Origin of the sequence: Streptomyces sp. NRRL B-3229 (assembly GCF_000719505.1) — a bacterium.
GTDB classification, from domain to species: domain Bacteria; phylum Actinomycetota; class Actinomycetes; order Streptomycetales; family Streptomycetaceae; genus Streptomyces; species Streptomyces griseorubiginosus.
This window is the reverse complement of the sequence record NZ_JOGP01000001.1, coordinates 340923-359551: the sequence shown is the minus strand read 5'-3', so window position 1 is coordinate 359551 and position 18629 is coordinate 340923. Positions and strand designations below refer to the sequence as shown.

19 protein-coding genes are annotated in these 18629 nt (G+C 71.1%); 4 read left to right on the top strand and 15 right to left on the bottom strand.

Features of this window, described 5'->3' with window-relative positions:
- The first annotated feature begins 58 nt into the window (after positions 1 to 58).
- The 3 genes from IF54_RS0101605 to IF54_RS0101595 all read left to right on the top strand — a co-directional run bounded on the left by IF54_RS0101605 (position 59) and on the right by IF54_RS0101595 (position 2229).
- Positions 59 to 607 (top strand): DUF1697 domain-containing protein, encoded by a 549-nt coding sequence (locus IF54_RS0101605; protein WP_030313603.1) that lies wholly within the window; start codon positions 59 to 61, stop codon positions 605 to 607.
- On the top strand, positions 600 to 965 hold the full coding sequence (locus IF54_RS0101600) for a DUF4440 domain-containing protein (protein ID WP_030313601.1): 366 nt from the start codon (positions 600 to 602) through the stop codon (positions 963 to 965). Before IF54_RS0101605 ends, IF54_RS0101600 begins: the two co-directional genes overlap by 8 nt.
- A 244-nt stretch (positions 966 to 1209) precedes the next feature.
- The gene (locus IF54_RS0101595; protein WP_030313599.1) at positions 1210 to 2229 is read left to right on the top strand and encodes a ketopantoate reductase family protein; all 1020 of its coding nucleotides are present in this window, start codon (positions 1210 to 1212) and stop codon (positions 2227 to 2229) included.
- Positions 2230 to 2309: 80 nt separating this feature from the next.
- On the opposite strand, the gene IF54_RS0101590 is transcribed toward IF54_RS0101595, so the two are convergent.
- From IF54_RS0101590 to IF54_RS0101520, 15 genes are all read right to left on the bottom strand, one after another.
- Entirely contained in the window at positions 2310 to 3065 is a 756-nt protein-coding gene (locus IF54_RS0101590) for a sirohydrochlorin chelatase (RefSeq protein WP_037819041.1), read from the bottom strand.
- A 4-nt stretch (positions 3066 to 3069) separates the two neighbouring features.
- A complete protein-coding gene (locus IF54_RS0101585; RefSeq protein ID WP_030313596.1) occupies positions 3070 to 3948 on the bottom strand; it encodes an ABC transporter permease in 879 nt (292 codons plus the stop codon).
- Positions 3935 to 4720 carry an ABC transporter ATP-binding protein gene (locus tag IF54_RS0101580; RefSeq protein ID WP_030313594.1) on the bottom strand — a complete coding sequence of 262 codons (786 nt, stop codon included), beginning with the start codon at positions 4718 to 4720 and terminating at the stop codon, positions 3935 to 3937. The genes IF54_RS0101585 and IF54_RS0101580 overlap by 14 nt, the downstream gene beginning before the upstream one ends.
- A gap of 36 nt (positions 4721 to 4756) precedes the next feature.
- On the bottom strand, positions 4757 to 5860 hold the full coding sequence (locus tag IF54_RS0101575) for an ABC transporter substrate-binding protein (protein WP_030313593.1): 1104 nt from the start codon (positions 5858 to 5860) through the stop codon (positions 4757 to 4759).
- Between the two features lie 222 nt (positions 5861 to 6082).
- Positions 6083 to 7417, bottom strand: coding sequence for a sulfate adenylyltransferase subunit 1 (locus IF54_RS0101565; RefSeq protein WP_030313589.1), 1335 nt, complete (start codon positions 7415 to 7417; stop codon positions 6083 to 6085).
- A 2-nt stretch (positions 7418 to 7419) separates the two neighbouring features.
- Entirely contained in the window at positions 7420 to 8358 is a 939-nt protein-coding gene (gene cysD, locus IF54_RS0101560) for a sulfate adenylyltransferase subunit CysD (protein WP_030313588.1), read from the bottom strand.
- Positions 8355 to 8933, bottom strand: a complete 579-nt coding sequence (cysC, locus tag IF54_RS0101555; RefSeq protein ID WP_078851833.1) for an adenylyl-sulfate kinase — start codon at positions 8931 to 8933, stop codon at positions 8355 to 8357. The genes cysD and cysC overlap by 4 nt, the downstream gene beginning before the upstream one ends.
- Positions 8930 to 9640 carry a phosphoadenylyl-sulfate reductase gene (locus IF54_RS0101550; RefSeq protein ID WP_030313584.1) on the bottom strand — a complete coding sequence of 237 codons (711 nt, stop codon included), beginning with the start codon at positions 9638 to 9640 and terminating at the stop codon, positions 8930 to 8932. The genes cysC and IF54_RS0101550 overlap by 4 nt, the downstream gene beginning before the upstream one ends.
- Entirely contained in the window at positions 9637 to 9816 is a 180-nt protein-coding gene (locus IF54_RS0101545) for a hypothetical protein (RefSeq protein ID WP_030313582.1), read from the bottom strand. Before IF54_RS0101545 ends, IF54_RS0101550 begins: the two co-directional genes overlap by 4 nt.
- Entirely contained in the window at positions 9813 to 11510 is a 1698-nt protein-coding gene (locus IF54_RS0101540) for a nitrite/sulfite reductase (RefSeq protein WP_030313580.1), read from the bottom strand. The genes IF54_RS0101545 and IF54_RS0101540 overlap by 4 nt, the downstream gene beginning before the upstream one ends.
- 126 nt (positions 11511 to 11636) lie before the next feature.
- Positions 11637 to 11720 carry a putative leader peptide gene (locus IF54_RS44125; RefSeq protein ID WP_349817346.1) on the bottom strand — a complete coding sequence of 28 codons (84 nt, stop codon included), beginning with the start codon at positions 11718 to 11720 and terminating at the stop codon, positions 11637 to 11639.
- Between the two features lie 127 nt (positions 11721 to 11847).
- Positions 11848 to 12420, bottom strand: a complete 573-nt coding sequence (locus IF54_RS0101535; protein WP_030313577.1) for a GNAT family N-acetyltransferase — start codon at positions 12418 to 12420, stop codon at positions 11848 to 11850.
- Between the two features lie 17 nt (positions 12421 to 12437).
- Complete coding sequence (locus IF54_RS0101530) at positions 12438 to 13736, bottom strand: hypothetical protein (RefSeq protein WP_030313575.1); 1299 nt, start codon at positions 13734 to 13736, stop codon at positions 12438 to 12440.
- Positions 13737 to 13889: 153 nt separating this feature from the next.
- The gene (locus tag IF54_RS0101525) at positions 13890 to 15185 is read right to left on the bottom strand and encodes a GAF domain-containing protein (RefSeq protein ID WP_030313574.1); all 1296 of its coding nucleotides are present in this window, start codon (positions 15183 to 15185) and stop codon (positions 13890 to 13892) included.
- Between the two features lie 353 nt (positions 15186 to 15538).
- Positions 15539 to 17173, bottom strand: coding sequence for an acyl-CoA dehydrogenase family protein (locus IF54_RS0101520; RefSeq protein WP_030313571.1), 1635 nt, complete (start codon positions 17171 to 17173; stop codon positions 15539 to 15541).
- Positions 17174 to 17421: 248 nt separating this feature from the next.
- Between IF54_RS0101520 and IF54_RS0101515 the strand changes: the two genes are divergently transcribed.
- Positions 17422 to 18567 (top strand): YihY/virulence factor BrkB family protein, encoded by a 1146-nt coding sequence (locus tag IF54_RS0101515; protein ID WP_030313568.1) that lies wholly within the window; start codon positions 17422 to 17424, stop codon positions 18565 to 18567.
- The last annotated feature ends 62 nt before the right edge of the window (positions 18568 to 18629 follow it).

Here is an 18629-nt window from a genome sequence, read left to right as displayed (position 1 = left end):
GGGGCTTGTGCGGGGCGGTGATCGGGGTCGGTGCTCCGGGCCGCCCTACGCTGTGCCCATGACGACCACGTACGCGGCGCTGCTGCGCGGAATCAACGTCGGAGGCAGCAGGAAGGTCCCCATGGCCGACCTGCGCACGCTGATGGAGGGGCTCGGCCACAGCGGTGTGCGCAGCTACCTCCAGAGCGGCCAGGCCGTCTTCACCGCCGACCACGGCGACGAGGAGTCCCTGGCCGCCGAGCTCACGGGCGCGATCGAGAAGCGGTTCGGCTTCGCGGTCGACGTGATCGTCCGCGACCACGCCTACCTGAGGGCCATCGCCGACGACTGCCCCTTTCCGGCAGGGGATTTGGAGGCGAAGCAGCTGCACGTGACGTATTTCTCGGCGCCCGTCGACGCGGACCGCTTCGCGGAGATCGACCAGGCTGCCTACCTCCCGGAGGAGTTCCGTCTCGGCGACCGCGCCCTGTACCTCTACGTCCCGGACGGCCTCGGCCGCTCCAAGCTCGCCGAACACCTCTCCAAGCCCCGGCTGAACAAGGGCGTGATCGCCACCAGCCGTAACTGGAACACGGTCGTCAAGCTGGTGGAGATGACCGGTGCCTGACGGCGGCGCCGCCGTGGAAGCGGCTGTCGCGGGGGAGCTGCGGCTCCTCGACCCCGGGGTGCGGGCCTCGCCGGAGCTGGTGGGGGCGCTGCTGCACCCCGAGTTCCACGAGTTCGGAGCGTCCGGCCGGCACTGGGACCGGGCGTCGATCATCGCGGCCCTCGCCGGCATCACGGACCAGGAGTCCGAACCGATCACGGCGACCGGTATGAAGGGGGTGGAGCTGGCCCCCGGCCTGGTCCACCTGACCTTCGACACGGAGCACAACGGCAGCCGCGCGCATCGCAGTTCACTGTGGCGGCTCACGGCGAGCGGCTGGCTGCTGTACTTCCATCAGGCGACACCGTTCGGGGGGTGACGGGGGGACCGGCTTCGGCGGGGTGTTCGCGGGGCCGGTCTTCGCGGGGTGGTCCCGGCCGTCCTCAATGCGTGACGCCCGGCAGGTCGTCGCAGGGGCCTTCCTCGCCCGGTTGTCGAAGTGCGGCCCCTGGCCGGTTCTCGGGGGACTGCGGGACCCCGCCCCCGAAGCTCCCCGCAGCCAGTCACCCCGATAAGCGCCACCGCCCCGAACGCCGGCGGATGCCCTGTGCGAGGCTCCTCCCATGCGCTACATCATCATCGGGGCAGGGGCGGTCGGTGGGGTCGTCGGTGGGCGGCTTGCCGGGGCCGGGTGCGAAGTCGTGCTGGTCGCTCGCGGGGCGCAGTACGCGGCGCTCCGGGACGGGGGACTGCGGCTGCGGGTGCCGGACGGGGAGTTCACCCACCGGCTGCCCGTCGTGGACGGCCCGGCCGGACTCGGCACCCTGCGCGCCGACGACGTGCTCGTCCTCGCCGTGAAGACCCAGGACACCCAGGCCGCCCTGGACGCCTGGGGCCCCGCCCCCGTGGAGGGCGGCGGCACGGCGGCCGGACGGCTGCCGCTGCTGTGCGCGCAGAACGGCGTGGAGGGCCAGCGGATGGCCCTGCGCACGTTCCGCCACGTGTACGGCGTCTGCGTGTGGCTGCCCGCCACCTTCGTGGAGCCCGGAGTCGTCTCCGCCGCGGGCAGCCCGCTCACCGGAATCCTGCACCTGGGCCGGTATCCGCGGGGCACGGACGAGACCCTGCGGCCGATCGCCGATGACCTGGAGAAGGCGAGGTTCGAGGCGCCGGTCGTGCCGGACCTGGCCCGCTGGCAGTACGCCAAGCTGCTGGCCAACCTCGCCAACGCGGTCGAGGCGGTCACCGGCCCCGTCGAGGGCGAGGCCGCCCTGGAGTTCGTCGAGCGGGTCCGCGCCGAGGGCACAGCCGTGCTCGACGCCGCCGGTATCGCGCACGCGAGCCCCGAGGAACAGCGCGCGCGGCGCGGCGACAAGGTGACCCTCGTGCCGCTGGAGAACGTCCCGCGCGGCGGCGGCTCCTCCTGGCAGTCCCTCGTCCGCGGCACCGGAACGGTCGAGGCCGACTACCTCAACGGCGAGATCGCCCTCCTCGGCCGCCTCCACGGCGTCCCGACCCCCCTGAACGAACTCCTCCAGCACCTCGCCAACACCTTCGCGCGGGAACGCAGGGAGGCCGGATCCATGCCCCTGAGCGAACTGGTGCGGCTTGCCGACGAGGCCGTGGCCGCCGTAGCCGAGTAAGCGTTCCTCGCGCCGACCAAACGCGCCTCGCGCCGACCAAACGCGCCTCGCGCCGAGGAAAGGTGCCTCTCACGCGCCTCTCACGCACTCACAGAAAGCCGCAGCCCTCGCGCCCACGCCGCGTCGTACCGTCCGAGCACCACCCGCGCCACCTCCGGCGCCGCCCCCAGCACCTCCGCCAGCACATCCGCCTCCACCGCGCCGCGCGCGATGCGGTCGGGGAGGAAGCCCGGGGCGAGGACGTACGGCGCCACGGCGACCCGGGCGCAGCCGAGCGCCCGGAGTTCCCGTACCGCGTCCTCGGTGCGGGGCAAAGCCGCGGAGGCGAACGCAGGCCGCACGGCGCACCAACCGGTGTGCCGCCACTCCCGCGCGATGTCAGCGATCACTGCGATCGCCTCCGGGTCGGTGGACCCCGCCGAGGCCAGCACGACCCCGGTCGAGGACTTGTCGGCGGGCGTCAACCCCGCCTCGTACAGCCGCCGTTCGAGCGCGGACAGGAGCAGCGGGGACGGGCCCAGCACCTCCGCCTGCCGGATCCGCAACTGCGGCGGGGCGTCCCGCAGGACCGCGGGGATGTCCGCCTTCGCGTGGAACGCCCGCGTCAACAGCAGGGGCAGCGCCACGACGTCGCGGACGCCCTCCGCCGCCAGCGACTCCAACACGCCCTGCACGGAAGGGATGTTGAAGTCCAGGAAGCCGGTCTCCACCCGCACGCCCGGGCGCAGCGCGCGCACCCGCCGTACGAGAGCGTGCACCGTCGCGGCGTGCCGCGGGTCGCGGCTGCCGTGGGCGATCACTACAAGGACGGGGCGGACCGGCTTCGTACGACGCATGGGCTCAGCCCTTCACCAGCAGACCGCGGCTGCGCAGCACCCACCGCTCCAGCGGGCTGAAGATCAGCAGGTCGATCGCGATGCCGACGAACAGGATGAGCAGGATCGCCTCGAACACCATGGCCATGTCGCTGTTGGTGCGGCCGTTCTCCAGCAACTGGCCGAGCCCCACGCCCAGGTCGGGGAACTGGGCGATGATCTCCGCGGCCATCAGCGAGCGCCAGGAGAATGCCCAGCCCTGCTTGAGTCCCGCCACATAGCCGGGCAGCGAGGCCGGCAGGGTGACGTGCCAGATGCCCTTGACGCCCGTCGCGCCCATGGTGCGGCCGGCCCGCAGGAACAGCGGCGGCACCTGGTCGACGCCGGACACCAGGCCGTTGGCGATGGAGGGAACCGCGCCGAGCAGGATCACCGCGTACATCATGGAGTTGTTCAGTCCCAGCCAGATCACGGCCGGCGGCACCCACGCCACCGACGGCAGCGACTGGAGGCCGGACAGGATCGGGCCGATGGCCGCGCGGACGAACTTCACCCGGGCCACGAGCAGTCCCAGCGGGGTGCCGATCAGCAGGGCGAAGAAGAAGCCCAGCAGACCGCGCGAGACGCTGGTCCAGATGTAGCCGAGCAGGTCGCCCTGGAGCCAGGCCTCCTTGAACGTGGAGCCCACGGCTGACGGCGACGGCAGCTTCGACGGGTCGTCGACGACCGGGTAGAGCAGGGTCCACACCACGAGGACCACCGCGAGCGCGATGACCGGTGGCAGGATCTTGTTGACGAAGGTCTGCCGCAGAGTCGGGCGGCCGCTGACCTGGGTCTCCAGCGCGTCGAGGCCCGCCTCTACGCTCCCGGCGTCCTGGGCCGGTGTCGTGTCAGTGCTGGCCATGACGGCGGATCTCCCCACGCAGTTCTTCGGTGATCTCACGGGCCAGTTCGGCCACGGGCGCGTCCTCGATGCGGCGCGGCTGCGGAATGCCGACCGTCCACTCCCGGGCGATCCGGCCGGGTCGCGAGGACAGCAGGATCACGCGCTGCGCGAGCCGTACCGCCTCGCGCACGTTGTGCGTGACGAACAGGACGGACACGCCGGTCTCCGCCCAGATCCGGGTGATCTCGTCGTGCAGCACGTCCCGGGTGATGGCGTCGAGGGCCGCGAACGGCTCGTCCATCAGCAGCAGGTTGCTCTCCTGGGCGAGCGCGCGGGCCAGTGCCACCCGCTGACGCATACCGCCCGACAGCTCGTGCACCCGCTTGCCGTACGCGCCCTTCAGGCGGACCAGTTCGAGCAGTTCCTCGGCCTTGCCGCGCCGGTCGGGCTTGGGAACTCCCCTGAGTTTCAGGGCGAGTTCGATGTTCTTGCCCGCGGTCAGCCACGGGAAGAGGGCGTGCTCCTGGAACATCAGGGCGGGGCGGCCGTCCGTCGTGATCGCGCCCGCGCTGGGCTGGTCCAGCCCAGCGACCAGGTTGAGCAGCGTGGACTTGCCGCAGCCCGAGGCCCCCAGGAGGGTGACGAACTCGCCCGGCGCGACATCGATGCTGACGTCGTCCAGGACGAGCTGCTGTCCACCCGGTCCCGCGAAGGACTTCGAGACGTGATCGAGGCGTGCTGCGTACTCGACGGACTCGTCGGCCTTGGCGAGCGTCGTGGTCGTGGCCATGGTCGTCACCTCCTGGGAACTCTTCGGGGACCGGGGTCAGCTGGTGCCGAGACCGGCGGCGTCCACCGTGGGCTCACCGTCGGCCTTGAGGACCTTGTTGAGGATCGTCAGGTCGTAGATCCCGTCGAGGTCGGGCTTCTTCAGCAGACCGGCCTTGACCGCGTGCTCCGCCTCGGTGTTGAGGGTGGCGGCCAGCGGGTCGTTGGTGAACTGGATCGACTTCCAGGCCGGGTCCAGGACCGCGGGCTTGAGCGCCTTGCCGGAGTCCGCCTCGAGCTGCTTGTTCGCCGCCGCCTTCGCCGCGTCAGGGTTGGCGTTGATCCACTTGTTGGCCTCCACCGACGCCTTCAGGACGGCCTCGACCGCCTTCGGGTGCTCCTTGAGGAAGTCCTGGCGCACGATGATGTTCGTGATCACGAACTTCTTGTCCGGCCACAGCGACGCCTCGTCGAGCAGCACCTTGCCGCCTTCGGCGACCAGCTTGGACGCGGTCGGCTCCGGCACCCAGGCGCCGTCGATGGAACCGGCCTTGTAGGCGTCCGGCGTGATCTTGTTGTCGGTGCGGACGACGGTGACGTCACCCTTGCCGCTCTGCGCGTCGACCTTCCAGCCCTGGTCGGCGATCCAGTTGAGGAACGCCACGTCCTGGGTGTTGCCGAGCTGCGGGGTGGCGATCTTCTTGCCCTTGACGTCCTTCAGGGACTTGATCTTGTCCGGGTTGACGACCAGCTTCACACCACCGGAGGCCGAACCGCCGATGATCTTCAGGCTCTTGCCGCCCGACTTGACGTAACCGTTGATCGACGGGGAGGGGCCGATCCAGCCGATGTCGATCGACTTGGAGTTGAGCGCCTCGATCTCGGACGGGCCGGCGTTGAAGGTCGCGTACGACGCCTTGGTGGCGCCCAGCTCCTTCTGGAAAAAGCCCTTGTTCACCCCGACGAGGGCGGTGCCGTGGGTGAGGTTGCCGAAGTAGCCGATCTTGACGGAGTCGAGTCCGTCGATCTTCTTGGCCCCGGCGGCGACCTTGGCGGTGTCGGTGTCCTTGGCGTCGGAGCCGTAGCCGCAAGCGGCGAGGGTGAGCAGCGGGAGCGCGGCGATGACCGCGAAGGAGCGGCGAAGAGCGGATGAAGCAGGCACGGGAGGTGTTCCTCTCGGAGGCCCGGCGGTCACGGTCTCTCAGGTCGTGGCCGGGAGGTCGGCAGGTCTGCGTCTACGGCTGTGGGGGGACGGGGCGCGCAAGCGGTGCGCGTACGTCAGCGCACACATCGCGCGACTCCGCCCTGCCCGCTGCCGAGCGCGCCGCTGCCTACGCGGCCGCCCTCCTTCGCGAACGTGGAGAAGTAGTCGGTGGAGTTCATGTCAGAAGTCCCACCCGTCGTCCTCGGACTCGTCCTTGACGGGCTCCGGGGACGCGAACGACTCGCCGACCATGCCCGCGGTGAGCGTGGTGCCGTCGTTCGGGTCGATCAGGATGAACGAACCGGTGCGCCGCGAGTCGGAGTAGGAGTCCACGGGCAGCGGCTCCGCGGTACGGATCTTCACCCGGCCGATGTCGTTGGCGACGAGCTGTCCGGGGTGCGGGTGCAGGGACAGGTCGGCGAGCGTGAGCCGGGACGGGATGTCCTTGACGATCGCCTTGACCGTGCGGGTGCCGTGCTTGAGCAGCACCCGGTGACCGACCGTCAGCGGGGCGTCGGCCACGTGGCAGACGGTCGCCTCGATGTCCTGGGTGGTCGGCGGGGCGTCCTTGCTGGGCACCAGCAGGTCGCCGCGCGAGATGTCGATGTCGTCCTCCAGGAGGATCGTCACCGACTGGGTCGTCCAGGCCACGTCGACCGGCTCACCGAGCAGGTCGATGCCGGCGATCTTCGTGGAACGGCCCGAGGGCAGCACCGTGATCTGCTCGCCGACCCGGAAGGAACCGGCGGCGATCTGACCGGCGTACCCCCGGTAGTCGGGGTGCTCCGCGGTCTGCGGCCGGATCACGTACTGCACGGGCAGACGCGCGTGGCAGTGGCTCAGGTCGTGCGTGACCGGGACCGTCTCCAGGTGCTCCAGGACGGTCGGACCGCCGTACCAGTCCATGTTCGCGGACGGCTCCACCACGTTGTCCCCGGCGAGCGCCGAGATCGGGATCGCGGTGACCTCCGGGACGCCCAGCTCGGTCGCGTACGCCGTGAACTCCTCGGCGATGGCGGCGAAGACGGGCTCGGCGTAGTCGACGAGGTCCATCTTGTTGACGGCGAGGACGACGTGCGGCACCCGCAGCAGGGCCGCGAGGGCCGCGTGCCGACGGGTCTGCTCCACGACGCCGTTGCGGGCGTCGATCAGGATCACCGTCAGCTCGGCCGTGGAGGCACCCGTCACCATGTTGCGGGTGTACTGCACGTGGCCGGGGGTGTCGGCGAGGATGAACCGCCTGCGCGGGGTGGCGAAGTAGCGGTAGGCGACGTCGATGGTGATGCCCTGCTCGCGCTCGGCGCGCAGGCCGTCGGTGAGCAGCGCGAGGTCGGGCGCGTCCTGGCCGCGGCTCGCGGAGGCGCGCTCGACCGCCTCCAGCTGGTCGGTCAGGACCGACTTGGAGTCGTGCAGCAGCCGTCCGACCAGGGTGGACTTGCCGTCGTCGACGGAGCCCGCGGTCGCGAACCGCAGCAGGGTCGTCTCCGAGAGCACCTCGGAAGTGGTCGTGCTCATCTCTAGAAATACCCCTCGCGCTTACGGTCTTCCATCGCGGCCTCGGACATCTTGTCGTCGGCGCGGGTGGCGCCCCGCTCGGTGAGCCGGGAGGCGGCGATCTCCGTGATGACCTGCTCGAGCGTCACCGCGTCGGAGTCGACGGCACCCGTGCAGGACATGTCCCCGACGGTCCGGTAGCGCACCAGCCGCTTCTCGACCGTCTCGCCGTCCTTCGGCCCGCCCCACTCACCGGCGGTGAGCCACATGCCGCTGCGCGAGAACACCTCACGCTCGTGGGCGAAGTAGATCTCCGGCAGCTCGATGCCCTCCCGGGCGATGTACTGCCACACGTCCAGCTCGGTCCAGTTGGACAGCGGGAAGACCCTGACGTGCTCACCGGGTGCGTGGCGGCCGTTGTACAGGTTCCACAGCTCGGGGCGCTGGCGGCGCGGGTCCCACTGCGAGAACTCGTCCCGCAGCGAGAACACCCGCTCCTTGGCGCGGGCCTTCTCCTCGTCGCGGCGGCCACCGCCGAAGACCGCGTCGAACTTCTCCGCCTGGATCTTCTCGGTCAGGGGGAGGGTCTGGAGCGGGTTGCGGGTCCCGTCCGGACGCTCCTTCAACACACCGCGGTCGATGTAGTCCTGTACGGAGGCCACATGGAGACGCAGCCCATGGGCGGCCACCACACGGTCGCGGTACTCAAGGACCTCGGGGAAGTTGTGTCCGGTGTCCACATGCAGCAGCGAGAAGGGGATAGCGGCCGGCGCGAACGCCTTCAGCGCCAGGTGCAGCATGACGATGGAGTCCTTGCCGCCGGAGAACAGGATCACCGGCCGCTCGAACTCACCCGCCACCTCACGGAAGATGTGCACGGCCTCGGACTCGAGGGCGTCCAGGTGGGACAGGGCGTACGGAGCCTCCGTGCCCTCGTCCGCCGTGGCGACGGTCGTCGTCATGCCAGTCCCCTCTCGGTGAGCAGCGCGTGGACCGCGGCCGCGGACTCCTGGACGGTCTGGTGCTGCGACTCGATCCGCAGATCGGGCGACTCGGGCGCCTCGTAGGGGTCGTCGACCCCGGTCAGCCCGGACAGCTCGCCCGCCGCCTGCTTGGCGTACAGGCCCTTCACATCGCGTACGGAGCACACCTCGACCGGGGTCGCCACGTGCACCTCGATGTACGCGGTGCCGCTCTCCTGGTGGCGCTTGCGCACCGCCTCACGGCTGTCGGCGTACGGCGCGATGACCGGGACCAGCGCCTTGACGCCGTTGCGGGCGAGCAGTTCGGCGAGGAAGCCGATGCGCTGCACGTTGGTGTGCCGGTCCTCGCGGCTGAAGCCGAGGCCCGCGGAGATGAACTCGCGGATCTCGTCGCCGTCGAGCACCTCGACGAGGTGGCCCTCCTCGCGCAGCCGGCCTGCCAGCTCGTACGCGATGGTGGTCTTGCCGGCACTCGGCAGACCCGTGAGCCAGACGGTGGCTCCGGTCGTCACGTGCAACTCCTTGCTGTCTGCCCGAAAGGCGTTGGCGGTCATCCGTGCAGCCCGCACTCGGTCTTGGAACGCCCGGCCCAGCGGCCGGCGCGCGCGTCCTCGCCCTCCAGGACACGGCGGGTGCAGGGGGCGCAGCCGACGGACGCGTAACCGTCCGTCAGCAGCGGGTTGGTGAGCACGCCGTGCTCCTGCACGTACGCGTCCACGTCGTCCTGGGTCCAGCGGGCGATGGGGGAGACCTTGACCTTCTGCCGCTTCTCGTCCCAGCCGACGACCGGGGTGTTGGCCCTGGTCGGGGACTCGTCGCGGCGCAGGCCCGTCGCCCAGGCCACGTAGTCCTTCAGACCCCGCTCCAGCGGCTCGACCTTGCGCAGCTTGCAGCACAGGTCGGGATCGCGGTCGTGCAGCTTCGGGCCGTACTCCGCGTCCTGCTCGGCGACCGTCTGACGCGGGGTCAGCGTGATGACGTTGACGTCCATCACGGCCTCGACCGCGTCCCGGGTGCCGATGGTCTCCTCGAAGTGGTAGCCGGTGTCGAGGAAGACGACGTCCACGCCTTTCCTCGCGCGGGAGGCGAGATGCGCGACCACCGCGTCCTCCATCGACGAGGTCACGCAGAAACGCTTGCCGAAGGTGTCGACGGCCCACTGGAGGATCTCCAGGGCGGAGGCGTCCTCCAGGTCACGGCCCGCCTGCTCGGCGAGGGCCTTGAGCTCGTCGGTCGTGCGCTCTTCCTGAGTCGTGGTCATATCTCGTCTCCCCCTGCGTCATGGTGCTGAAGGCCCCGGGCGAGCAGCCCGAGGAACTTCAACTGGAATGCGCGGTTGCAGGCCGCGCATTCCCAGGCGCCGTGGCCCTGCTCGCTGGGGCGCAGGTCCTCGTCGCCGCAGTAGGGGCAGTAGAAGGGGGCGGCCCGCTCGCTCACGACAGTGCCTCCTCGGAGGCGCGCGAGGCCCAGGCGGCGAAGCGCTCGCCGTCCTCGCGCTCGGCCTGGAACCTCTTCAGGACCCGCTCGACGTAGTCGGGCAGCTCCTCGGAGGTGACCTTCAGGCCACGCACCTTGCGGCCGAACCCGGCCTCCAGGCCGAGCGCGCCGCCCAGGTGCACCTGGTAGCCCTCGACCTGCTCGCCCTTGTCGTTGAGCACCAGCTGGCCCTTGAGACCGATGTCCGCCACCTGGATACGGGCGCAGGCGTTCGGGCAGCCGTTGAGGTTGATGGTGAGCGGCTCGTCGAACTCCGGGATGCGGCGCTCGAGTTCGTCGATCAGGGTGGCGCCGCGCTGCTTGGTCTCGACGATGGCGAGCTTGCAGTACTCGATGCCGGTGCAGGCCATGGTGCCGCGCCGGAAGGGCGAGGGCCTGGCCGTCAGGTCGAGCGCCTCCAGGGCCTCGACCAGCGGCTGGACCTGTGCCTCCTCGACATCGAGGATGATCATCTTCTGCTCGACGGTGGTCCGCACCCGGCCCGAGCCGTGGGCCTCGGCGGCCTCGGCGATCTTTGTGAGGGTGGCGCCGTCGACGCGGCCGACGCGCGGGGCGAAGCCGACGTAGAAGAGGCCGTCCTTCTGCCGGTGCACACCGACGTGGTCGCGCCAGCGGCCCGAGGGCTCGGCGGGCCCGGGACCGTCGACCAGCCGGCGCTTCAGGTAGTCGTCCTCCAGGACCTGGCGGAACTTCTCCGGGCCCCAGTCGGCGACGAGGAACTTCAGCCGGGCTCGGGTGCGCAGCCGCCGGTAGCCCCAGTCGCGGAAGATGCCGACCACGCCGGCCCACACCTCGGGGACTTCCTCCAGCGGCACCCAGGCGCCGAGCCGGACGCCGAGCTTGGGGTTGGTGGACAGGCCGCCGCCGACCCACAGGTCGAAGCCGGGGCCGTGCTCGGGGTGCTCGACGCCGACGAAGGCGATGTCGTTGATCTCGTGGACCACGTCCAGGAGCGGGGAGCCGGAGATCGCCGTCTTGAACTTGCGGGGCAGGTTGGAGAACTCCTTGCTGCCGATGTACCGCTCGTGGATCTCGTCGATCGCCCGGGTGCCGTCGATGATCTCGTCCTCGGCGATGCCGGCGACCGGCGAACCGATGATGACGCGCGGGGTGTCGCCGCAGGCCTCGGTGGTGGACAGGCCGACGGCCTCCAGCCGGTTCCAGATCTCCGGGACGTCCTCGATGCGGATCCAGTGCAGCTGGATGTTCTGCCGGTCGGTGATGTCCGCGCTGCCGCGGGCGAACTCCTCGGAGATCTCGCCGATCACGCGCAGCTGCTGGGTGGTGAGACGTCCGCCGTCGATCCGCACCCGCAGCATGAAGTACTTGTCGTCCAGCTCCTCCGGCTCCAGGATCGCGGTCTTGCCGCCGTCGATCCCGGGCTTGCGCTGGGTGTAGAGGCCCCACCAGCGCATCCGGCCGCGCAGGTCGTTGGGGTCGATCGAGTCGAAACCGCGCTTCGAGTAGATCGTCTCAATGCGTGTCCGCACATTGAGACCGTCGTCGTCCTTCTTGAACTGCTCGTTGCCGTTGAGCGGGGTGTGGTGCCCCGCGGCCCACTGACCCTCACCGCGGTGACGGCTCACCTTGCGGCGGGGCGCTGCGGCAGCAGGGTTCTGCGGGGTGGCGGCCATGGTTGTTACGTCCTTCGGGACAGGCGGAAAGCGGCTCTTACCTGCGCGTACGGGCGCATGGGTGTACCTGCGCGGCGTTGCGCGGGGAGGAGAACGGGAGTGAGTACCGGGTGACGCTGCGGCTCGTCAGCGCACCGGACAGATGGCGCTGGACATGCGGCCGAGGTCGACGTGCCGCCGACTCACCAAGGCAATTCCAGTTCCAGACATGACGGAAGCGTGTCACGGCGATCTGGACACAGTCCAGCTTTATCCGTCATGTGGACACCCTTGTCTCGCCAGGCGAGACAAGGGTGTCGTTGGTCACAAAGATCGCGAGACCTCTTGTTCCCGCAGGTCAGGCCGGGTAGGCCCCCGGCCAGGGCCCCGGCGTGGATACCTCCGCCTCCTCCTCGACCTTGGTGTCGAAGAGCTTGAAGCCCCGGCGCTGGTAGTTGCCCATCGCGTGCTCACCGTCCTTGCTGCACGTATGCAGCCACACCCGCTTGGTGTCCGTCAGCCCCGGCCAGCGGTCCGCGAGGTCCCACGCGCGGGCGACGCCGTACGAGAGCAGGTGGCCGCCGATCCGCCTCCCGCGGAAGGCCGGTATCAGGCCGAAGTAGACGATCTCCACCACCCCGTCGTCCTGGGGCTCCAGCTCCACGTAACCGGCGGGGGTGCCACGGTCGTAGGCCACCCAGGTCTCCACACCCGGCCGCTCCAGGTGTTCCCGCCATCGCGCGTACGTCCAGGAGAGCCGGTCGGTCCAGCGGATGTCCCCGCCCACGGAGGCGTACAGGAAGCGGCTGAACTCGGGGGAGGGGACTTCCGCGCGATGGATGCGGACGTCGCCCTCCGGGGGCTCGGCCGGGAGAAGGTCGGTCGGGGCGGTCTGTTCCAGGGACCAGGTGGTCACGGCGATGTTCGGCATGCCGATCAGGGAATCATCTATCCCAGAGATCTGTCGATGGAGGTCAGCGGCAGGGCGAACAGCACCCGACCCGACTGCGACCACACCTCGCCGGTCTGCTCCCAGTACGACAGCGACTCCGACTCCCCGCTCCAGCAGTTGCGGGAGTCGTCCGTGCCGCAGCGGGTGGCCTTGGCGGGGCCGGAGGTGGTCTGGCGCCACAGGGTGCCGTGATCGCCCTCGGCGCCTGCCGCCCGGCTCAGATACCACTGGGAGTCGTACGACAGGACCGGGCCGGACCCGGAGGCCTTGGTGAGGTAGGCGTCGTGCACGCGCGCGTAGCCCCCGGCGTCGGTGGCCAGCAGCCCGGCGCGGCCGGCGGCGCCGCTGAAGTCGTAGCGCCACAGCCGCGTGCCCCGGTCGTCGCCCGAGGACACCCACTCGCTCGCGACCAGGGAGTCCGGGGCGGTGCTGCGGTCCAGCGAGAGGTAGTCGGGACGGGCGCCGCCCGTGTCCCCTCCGGTCAGGCGGTAGGAGCCGACCGCGGGCAGCACCCACTGGGCGCCGTGCGCCGACCAGCCGCCGCGCACCTTGCCGACCGCGTCGCTGCGGACGCCGGCCCGCTGGATGCGGTTGATGTCGTACACGTACAGCGCGTCGCCGCCGTCGCCGCTCGCGGTCACCAGCAGCTTGTTCTGGTACCAGACCATGCCGGAGACCTGGGAGACCAGCCCGCGGTAGTCGCGTCCGCCGTCGACCGGGACGGCCAGCAGGACCCAGGAGTAGGTGGGACGGCTCATGTCGTCGGCGTCGACGAAGGCGACCCGGGCCAGGCCCCCGCCGTGCGCCGCGGTCCCGGTGCGGCTCCACGCGGAGAGGATCACCCGGTGGGTGCCCCACACGCCGTCGTCGTCGGCGTCCCCCGAGGTGGTGACCGCCCCGGCCCGCCAGGACCGGGTGTCGGCGGCGTCCCAGCAGTACGCGGCGGTGGCGCTCGGCGCCACCGGCAGTGCCTCGCGCTCGCCGGCCGTGCAGTCGATTGCGTCGCGCAGGCTCCGTTCGGCGGAGTCGAGGACCGCGGAGACCCCGACGGGGCGTCCCATCGCGGCGGAGAGCCGGTCGAGCGACCGCTCGGGAACCAGGGATTCCCTCAGGCGCAGGGAGGCGGTCTCGGCGGGGGAGTCGAGGGACTTCAACTCCCCGGGATTGGCGGCCACGGTGGCCTGGGAGGCGCTGATCATGGTGGCGGCGGCGGTCAGCGCGAGGGCGGTCCCGGCCAGGAAGGCGCGCAGGGCTCGACCGCGCCTCCGCCTGCGGTGTCTGCCACGATGCTTCATACGTCCTCCCGAGGCGGGCCAACTGCGCCTGATGATCCGTACGTTGACCGAGGAGCAGGTGGGGTGGCCCGTAGAGGGATGCTACGGCAGTACGGCACGGTTGGGGACGAAGACCGTGCAATTATGCGGGAGATGCGCCCAGATCGAGGGTTTTCACTCGGTCTCGGTGACGGCGCGGGCCCCGAGCACGGCCGGGGCCGTCGAGTGCGGCAGCAGATCGGCCGGGCTCTCCGGAAGCAGCACCTCCACCTCGGCGTCCTCGCAGAAACGATACGGCCGGTGCTCCAGGAAGGCCCCGAGGTACCGTCGTACCCGGGACATCTCCGCCCGTACCGTCACCGTACGGACCGGATCGCCGAACATGTCCTCGGCCAGGCCCGCCGCGGTCCGGCCCGAGCGGTGCAGTGCGAGCAGATAGAGCAACTCGGCATGCCTGGGGCTCAGTTCGTGACTCCAGGTGACCGATCCGCCGCCGGCCGTCACGGTCACCGTCCAGCGACGCGGGTGCGCGAGATCCAGGACGATCCGGGTGACGCCGGGCGGCTCCGGCTGGTCGGCGGCCCGGATCAACCAGCCGCCCGCCAGCGGCTCCAGCGTGCACAGACCGAGCGCGGGCAGCCAACGGCGTCCCGGCGAGGGCGATTTGGGCAGCGCGATCCGGTTCGGGTACGGCATTCCGGTCACCGCCGCCGTCCAGCCGTCCCGGTCCACCACCAGGGCCCTGCCGGTGAGCCGGGCGAGCACCGGCGAGGCCACGGCCCGCAGGTGCTCCAGCGAGGTCAGATGCAGCTCGCGCAGCCGCGCCTCGGCGAGCTTGGCCACCGAGTCGACCCAGGCGAGCGTGGCCGGATGCATGGTGTCCAGTGGTCCGCTCACGTCGACCACCCCGATCAGGCGGCCGTCCCGCGGATCCTTGATGGGGGCGCCGGTGCAGGTCCAGGTGGTCTGCGAGCGCACGAAGTGCTCGGAGGCGAACACCTGCACGGGGTGGCCCACCACCACCGGGGTGCCGATGCCGTTCGTGCCGACGACGTTCTCCCGCCAGTCGGCGCCGAGTTCGAAGCCGGTGCCGTCGGCCTTGCGCAGCACCGGCGAACTGCCCTCCCGCCACAGCACCCGGCCGTCCTCGTCGGCGACGACCATGATGTGGTGGGCGACGTCCGCGACCGCCAGCAGGCCGTCCCTGAGGACCGGCAGGACGTGCCGGAGCCGGGTGTCCTCCCGGCGCCGCTGGACCTCCTCCGGGGACAGCAGACCTGACCGGAAATCGTGGTCGGGGTCGACGCCGCCGCGCAGCATGCGGCTCCAGGACTCCTCGATCACGGGCCGCGGGGCGAGCGGTGCGGGCCGGCCGGACAGGGTGGCGGAGCGGACCTCGCTCAGCACCCTGGCCGCGCGAGCCGAGTCCACGGCGGCCAGATGGGTCACATGTGTCGGCGAGATCGGCACGGGTCCGCCCTCCGTCCGTCGTGGCTGCGCGTCCTGGCCGGCTGTCTTGACTGTCCGTCCAATAGTGCCGCTCGCGTCGGGGGCGGGAGGGCGGTCCGGCCACAGTCACCAGGAAGTTGCAACCCCCTGCAACCCTGGTGGTGGGCCCCGGCCTGGTTGAAACTTGAGCGGACGTCGTCTCGCAGCGGCGTTTTTCGGCCTCTGGGCCATCACGGGGGTGGTGCCGTGTCGGCGCAGCACCACCCCCGTCTCCGACGGTTTGGCCGGGCGCCTGCGGTGTGCCTCGTCGGGTGCGTTTGCGGCTGCGGGCCGGTGGGGGCTTGTCGCGCAGTTCCCCGCGCCCCCGGATCGGGTCAGGCCTGCGGCCTTGACCGGTCCACCACAGCCTTGAGGTCCAGGCTCGTCGGCAGAGTGCCGAAGGCCGTGCCCCCGTCCCCGCCCAGGCGGGACGCGCAGAAGGCGTCGGCCACCTCCGGTGGGGCGTGCCGGACCAGGAGGGAGCCCTGGAGGACGAGGGCCAGGCGTTCGGTGAGGTGGCGGGCGCGGCCCTCGATGCCGTCCAGGTCGGCCAGTTCCGTGAAGAGGCTCTTGACGGCGGCGTCCAGGCGGTGGTCGGCACCCCTGGTGCGGCCGATCTCCAGGAGGTAGGCGTTCAGCGCCTGCGGTTCGCGCCGGAGGGCCCGTACGACGTCCAGGGCCTGGACGTTGCCGGCGCCCTCCCAGATCGAGTTCAGCGGTGACTCACGGACCAGGCGGGGCAGGCCCGACTCCTCGACGTAGCCGTTGCCGCCCAGGCACTCCGCGGCCTCCGTGATGAGAGGTGTGCAGCGCTTGGTGATCCAGTACTTCGCCACCGGTACCGCGATCCTCAGGAAGGCGCGCTCCTGCTCGTCGCCGTTGTCGTAGGCGGCGGCCAGCCGCAGCGCGAGGGTGGTCGCCGCCTCGGACTCCAGGGCCAGGTCCGCGAGGACGTTGCGCATCAGGGGCTTGTCGACGAGCTTGCCGCCGAAGGCCTCGCGGTGCGTGCAGTGGTGGATCGCCTGGACCACGGCCTGGCGCATCAGGCCTGCGGAGCCGAGGGCGCAGTCCAGCCGGGTCGCCGCGACCATCTCGATGATGGTGCGGACCCCGCGGCCCTCGTCCCCGACGCGGCGGGCCCAGGTCCCCTCGAACTCGACCTCGGCGGAGGCGTTGGAGCGGTTGCCGAGCTTGTCCTTCAGGCGCTGGAGGAGGAAGGGGTTGCGGGTGCCGTCGTCCAGGACCCGGGGGACCAGGAAGCAGGTGAGTCCGCCGGGCGCCTGGGCGAGGACCAGGAAGCCGTCCGACATGGGGGCCGAGCAGAACCACTTGTGGCCGGTGAGCTCGTAGGTCTCGCCGTCGGGGAAGGGGCGGGCGGTCGTGGTGGCCGCCCGGACGTCGCTGCCGCCCTGCTTCTCCGTCATGCCCATCCCGAACAGCGCCCCCGCCTTGAGATGGGCGGGCCGCAGCTCGCGGTCGTAGACCATGGAGGTGAGTCTGGGCTCCCACTCGGCGGCGAGATCGGGGTCGGTGCGCAGGGCGGGTACCGCCGCGTGGGTCATCGACAGGGGGCAGCAGCTGCCCGCGTCGACCTGCGTCCACAGCAGGAAGGCGGCCGCACGCCGCACGTGTCCGCCGGGGCGGGCCCAGGCGGCGGTCAGGCCCGCGGCGACGCCCTTGCCGAGCACGCGGTGCCAGGCGGGATGGAACTCGACCTCGTCCACGCGGTGGCCGTGGCGGTCGTGGGTGCGCAGCCGGGGCGGGTTCTCGTTGGCCTGGGCACCCCACTCCTGCACCTGCGCGGAGCCGCAGGACCGGCCGAGCGCCGACAGCTCGCCGTCGACCTCGTCGAGCAGGGACGGGGCGACATGCCGCGCCACGGCTTCCTTCAGCGCGAGGTCGGCGCCGTAGACGTCGTAGCCGATCAGGGGTGGGGGCTGGTTGGTCACGGTGTGCGTGGTGCCTGCCATGCCTGCGAAAGTACCCCGGGGTGCGGGGTGGGTCACATGACGGACACGGGGGTGGGTGGGGTCGTCTCCGGGGCGGGGGCCCAGGCTGCCGCGTGCCGTGCGTCGAAAAGCAGGGGAGGTGTGTGCCTGGAGTGACCACGCGGTGGGGCGGCGGTGGCCGGTTCGAGCCTAGTCAGAGCCCTGTGGTGAGTGCCCCGCGCCGGGGCCGGGGGATGAGTGCACGCTCTCCTGGCGGATACCTTTAGGTCGTGCAGGCAGCAAGCGAATCCCCTCAACAACCCTCCGGGCGGCTCCACCGGGCCCGAGCGCTCTACCGGAACGTCTCCAAGCGCAGGACCGCCTGGCTGCTGCTCAAGGACACCGTCAACTCGTGCATCGAGTACCGCATCCTGGGGCTCGCCGCCGAGGCCGCGTTCTTCTCGCTGCTGTCGGTACCACCGCTGCTGCTCAGCCTCATCGGCCTGCTCGGCTACGTCGACGACTGGACCGGCACCGACAGCATCAGCAGCCTGGAGGCCAACCTCCTGGCCGCGGCGCGCACGGTGCTGTCCGACAAGGGGGTGCGGCAGATCGCGCAGCCGATCCTCGACGACGTGATGAAGGGCGGCCGCCCCGATGTCATCTCCGTCGGCTTCCTGTTCGCCCTGTGGTCCGGGTCGCGCGCGGTCAACGTCTTCATCGACACCATCACCGTCATGTACGGCCTCGACGGCGTCCGGGGCATCGTCAAGACCCGGCTGGTCGCGTTCGCGCTGTTCATCGCGGCGCTGCTGATCGGCTCGGTGGCGCTGCCGCTGATGGTGGCCGGGCCGGACGCCGTGGTGCGGATCGTGCCCTGGTCGGCGACGGTCGTGCAGGTCCTGTACTGGCCCGTGGTGATCATCCTGTCCGTCGCCTTCCTGACGACGCTGTACCACGTGTCCGTCCCGGTGCGCTCACCGTGGATCGAGGACGTCCCCGGCGCCCTCGTGGCCCTCGCGATGTGGGTGCTGGGCAGCTTCCTGCTGCGGATCTACCTCCAGAGCACGATCGAGGGCGCGACGATCTACGGCTCGCTGGCGGCCGCGGTCGCCGTGCTCCTGTGGATCGGCGTCTCGGCCTTCGCGGTCCTGGTGGGCGCGGCCGTCAATGCGGCGATCGACCGCGTCTGGCCGGCCGCGGCGACGGCGGCGGCGCGCGCCGCGAACGAGCGGGTGCGGGAGGCGCAGGTCGCCGAGTACGTGGCCCGCGCGGCGGCCGGCGTCCGGGACACGGACGTCGATCCGGACGACCCCGACATGCCCTCGGAGTTCCCGGAGCGCTGGTCCCGCTTCCTGCCGCCGGAGGACGTGACGTCCCGCCTGCGGACCCACGCGAAGTCGACGCATCCCCCGCACAAGCCGGAGGGGTCATGACAGGGGCGCGGTGCCGGGTGCGGGCCGACGGGGGCTGAGGGCGCCCGCCCGGACCGACGGCC